The 4,099-nt window shown below is 59.1% G+C and carries 6 protein-coding genes; 4 read left to right on the forward strand and 2 right to left on the reverse strand.

What is annotated here, in order from left to right; genetic code table 11:
- Both AC5DC2_RS20430 and AC5DC2_RS20435 read left to right on the forward strand, forming a co-directional pair.
- Positions 1–353: transglutaminase-like domain-containing protein (locus tag AC5DC2_RS20430; protein WP_491699813.1), on the forward strand; the 353-nt coding region annotated here is incomplete at its 5' end.
- Between the two features lie 166 nt (positions 354–519).
- Positions 520–1,323 (forward strand): transglutaminase-like domain-containing protein, encoded by an 804-nt coding sequence (locus AC5DC2_RS20435; RefSeq protein ID WP_491699814.1) that lies wholly within the window; start codon positions 520–522, stop codon positions 1,321–1,323.
- Between the two features lie 24 nt (positions 1,324–1,347).
- Here AC5DC2_RS20435 and AC5DC2_RS20440 read toward each other — a convergent pair whose 3' ends face one another.
- Both AC5DC2_RS20440 and AC5DC2_RS20445 read right to left on the reverse strand, forming a co-directional pair.
- On the reverse strand, positions 1,348–1,602 hold the full coding sequence (locus AC5DC2_RS20440; protein ID WP_024709456.1) for a DUF1488 family protein: 255 nt from the start codon (positions 1,600–1,602) through the stop codon (positions 1,348–1,350).
- A 415-nt stretch (positions 1,603–2,017) separates the two neighbouring features.
- The gene (locus AC5DC2_RS20445; RefSeq protein ID WP_024709455.1) at positions 2,018–2,410 is read right to left on the reverse strand and encodes a hypothetical protein; all 393 of its coding nucleotides are present in this window, start codon (positions 2,408–2,410) and stop codon (positions 2,018–2,020) included.
- Positions 2,411–2,912: 502 nt separating this feature from the next.
- On the opposite strand from AC5DC2_RS20445, the gene AC5DC2_RS20450 reads away from it, so the two are divergent.
- Complete coding sequence (locus AC5DC2_RS20450) at positions 2,913–3,122, forward strand: cold-shock protein (protein WP_024709454.1); 210 nt, start codon at positions 2,913–2,915, stop codon at positions 3,120–3,122.
- Between the two features lie 180 nt (positions 3,123–3,302).
- On the forward strand, positions 3,303–4,099 hold a 797-nt coding region (locus AC5DC2_RS20455), incomplete at its 3' end, for a fatty acid desaturase (protein ID WP_491699815.1).

A 4,099-nucleotide genomic window follows, 5' to 3' on the forward strand; every position in this document is an offset into this window, starting at 1 on the left:
CCTGCCGCGACTTCGCGCTCTTGATGATGGAGGCGGCTCGCTCGCTCGGGCTCGCGGCCTCTTTCGTGACCGGTTACATCTATGTGCCGGACCGCGACGGTTCCGTGACCTTGGGCGGCGGTTCGACCCACGCCTGGTGCCAGGTCTATCTGCCCGGAGCGGGATGGGTGGAGTTCGATCCGACCAACGGCATTGTCGGCAATCGCGATCTCATCCGCGTCGGCATCGCCCGCGACCCTGGCCAGGCGGTGCCGCTGTCGGGCAGCTACGATGGCGGGGCACTCGATTTCGACGGCATGGAAGTGCGGGTCAATGTCACGACGCAGCCGAATGATTTAAGCGCGGCGGTATGACCACGCCGCCGTGGCGGCTTGCATAGCGGACGCGCCAACGTTCCGGCGAGGATATTGCGAAGCGGGATCGATTTATTCGGCCGTTCGACCGGGCGGAACGCCGCGCTGCCGCGTTACGTCTGTAGATGTGATCGACCCATCACTCAAAGCAAGGGACAGGTAAGACATGAAGATACGCGCTGGCTTTCATATCGGCTACGACTGCGAACATCCGACGCCGATGCTGCTGACCCTCAATGTGTTCCCGTCCCGCTGGGCGGATCTGCTGACGGCGCAGGTCCTGTCCTTCGATCGTCCAATCGATGTATCGGCCTATACCGACGTTTTCGGCAATGCCTGCAACCGCATCGTCGCGCCGCCGGGCAGGACCACGATTTCCACCGCGTTCGAGATCTATGACGACGGCCTTGCCGATCCTGTTCCCTATGGCGCCATTCAGCACCAGATCAACGACCTGCCTGATGACGTGCTGGTCTACCTGCTCGGCAGCCGCTACTGCGACACCGACCGGCTTGCCGATTTTGCCTGGAGGACCTTTGCCGATACGCCGCTCGGATGGCCGCGCGTTCAGGCGATCCTGGATTTCACCCATCAGCGGATCGCATTCGACTATATGAAGGCTGACCCGTTCCGGACCGCCTTTGGCGGGTTCACCGAAGGCGTCGGGGTTTGCCGCGACTATGCCCATCTCGCCATCACGCTCTGCCGCTGCCTCAATATCCCGGCGCGCTATTGCACCGGGTATCTCGGCGATATCGGCGTGCCGAGGGATCCGAACCCGATGGATTTCAGCGCCTGGATGGAAGTCTATCTCGGCGGTCGCTGGTATACGGTCGATGCGCGCCACAACAGGCCACGCATCGGTCGCATCCTGATGGCGAGAGGCCGCGATGCCACGGACGTGGCGATGTCGACCGCCTTCGGTCCCGCCATTCTCCGACAGTTCGATGTCGTCACCGAGGAAATCTGAACCGGCAAATCGTGTACAAAAGGCTCAAGTGAGATCAGAGGCTGTCAGGGTATAGACCGCCTTGCGGCCTTTCAGATAGATTCTGCGTGCGGCGTCGTAAATTTTCTCACGCGCTGCATCGAAAGCGGCGAGATAAGGCTCTTCGCCATCGGCAGGATTGCGCAGAGCATCGGCCCTGGCGAAAAACATCACTTCGAACATGCCGTCATGGCCGGTAAATCGGACACGTTTGCCGTTGTTGTCATAACTCCGGCTCTGATTGGGGAATTCTAGTGCCATGACCGAATAGATCCTTGAGAACGTGGCGCGAAATGCCACTGGTTTGTGAAGCAGGGACTGCCGTGAGCAAAACACCGCCAGACCGGGATTTTCTTGCCCGATCTGTCGCAGTATCCGCTGAGGACGGCGTGGCGGGTTCAGCCTTTCGGCTTGCCACGCGTCATATTGCTGTTGCCGGCGCTTCTGACCAGCGAACCGGCAAGCGGCGCGTCGACAACCGCTGTCGTCTTCTCCTTCTTGGGCTTTCTGATTTCGCGATTGCTTCGCTTTTGACCCTTGGCCATCTGGAAACTCCATGTGTCCGGCGCGCTTTGTTGCGGTCGCGCCTTCTGCTTGCCGCTTGTGAATCCGGGAATTGCGCACGCCGAGGGAATTTTCTCGAGGGCTTCGCCGGGCATTCAGTCCATGATGTCGTTCAGCCAACAAGCGCGCTGGCGCATGCCGTGGCGGCGCCGCGACTTGCGCTGTCGTCTCCCGGCATCGTCGCCCAGCCGCCGGTCTCAATGAACTGACGCTGCTTGTAGGAACTGTCGATGGCCTTCAGCGTGCTCAACTGCTGCGCCGAATCAGGCGCCGTCTTGAATCGCTGGACGCAAATAACCGTCGCCAGTTCGTCGCGGGAGAGCTCCCCGGCTTCCGCGGCAAGCGTTCTTGACGTGCCGCCTGTCACCCATCCGCCCCAGGTAAAGCCGACGGCGATCGTGACGATGGCGGTGATGATACAGGCCCAGACGAGCGTCGATTTTGCCGGGTGATAGGCTTTCCACCGCTCTCCGATGGAGGACGCTCCATTGTTTTCTGCTGCCATGATGCCGATTCCTTCCGATTTGGGATGCATTGTCTGATGTGATCGGCGGCAGCGCTCCCCGGCCGCTTCAGCTTAGATGGACGCGCCCTGTTGGCGTCGCGGCCCTGGCAAAACGCTCCCTGTTGCGCGCGTGCACGCGCATCGCTTCACAATGTGAGCGAAAGTCTGTAGAGCATTTTATACAGGCGATTTTTGTAAAAGTCCGGGTTTAGCGAACCTTAAAACTACATATATCGATGATCGGGAGTAAATAACAGTCCATGATATTAATATTTTTAAAATAATTTCATTTTTTCATTTTTCAATTTTCTTCAACAGAACTGAATTCCCGCCTTGTTTTAAACACGAAAGAAGCGCATATGACGTCCATCGATCTTGTTTGACGAACTTTATTTTGCGCATCGCGCTCTGGTGATTTTCCCATCAACATCGATCTTATCGTTCGGTCGCGGCCCTTAACGCCCGCCGGACATCTTCTCCGATTGATTGAAAGGAAATCGTCATGAGCACTGGCACAGTGAAATTTTTCAACGCCACCAAGGGTTTCGGCTTCATTGAGGTTGAGGGCGGCGGATCGGACGTGTTCGTCCATATCACTGCCGTTGAACGCGCCGGAATGCGTTCCATATCCGAAGGCCAGAAACTGAATTTCGACGTCGTGACCGATGATAGGTCCGGCAAAAGCGCTGCGGAAAACCTGCGCGCTGCATAAAATTTGTCTCTGTTCCGTGACCACGGATGTACTGGCACGGAATGTCGAGACGGATGGATCGGCCGGGCAATGCGCTCGGCCTTTCTTGCTTTGAGCGACCTTACACAGCGCGCAGCGGCGAACCTTTCGAGACAGATTTCGCGCGTCCCGGTCAAGTTTGGACCGGAGCCAGGAGAAGCCATGGATCGCAATATCGCAAAGGCCGAAATCGAACGGAACCATCGTTCCTGGATCGCAGCGCTTGCGCCTTACCGGCAGGCCAGGCCGCTCCGCAGCACGATCGAGATCGCGGTCACGGCGTTGCCCTTCGTCTGCCTGTGGGGACTGCTGGCACTGGCTGTCCTCAACGGCCACTGGTGGGCGCTGTTGCTGACGGTCCCCGCAGCCGGTTTCCTTGTGCGCCTGTTTGTCCTGCAGCATGACTGCGGGCATGGCGCGCTCTTCGCCCGCCGCCGCGCCAATGACTGGACCGGTCGCGTCATCGGCGTTTTCACCCTGACGCCATACGATTACTGGCGCCGGACCCACGCGGTTCATCACGCGACGACCGGCAATCTCGACAAGCGCGGCATCGGCGATGTCGATACGCTGACGGTCCGGGAATATCGTGCCCGATCGTTCTGGGGGCGGCTGCGCTATCGTCTTTATCGCCATCCGGTCGTGATGTTCGGGTTCGGTCCCGCCTGGCTGTTCATTTGCCAGTACCGGTTGCCGTTCGGCCTGATGCGGGCAGGTCTGGAGCCATGGACATCGACCATCGTCACCACCCTCGGCGCTGCCATTCCTGTCATCCTGCTGATGTGGCTCATGGGGCCGCTTGCGTTTCTGACGGTACAGCTGCCGATCACGCTGATGGCTGCGACGGCCGGGGTGTGGCTGTTCTATATCCAGCACCAGTTCGAGGAAACCCACTGGTCTAAGGGCCGCAACTGGGATTTCCAGAATGCGGCGCTCAATGGCAGCTCGCATTACGACCT

It is taken from the genome of Martelella sp., assembly GCF_984369615.1.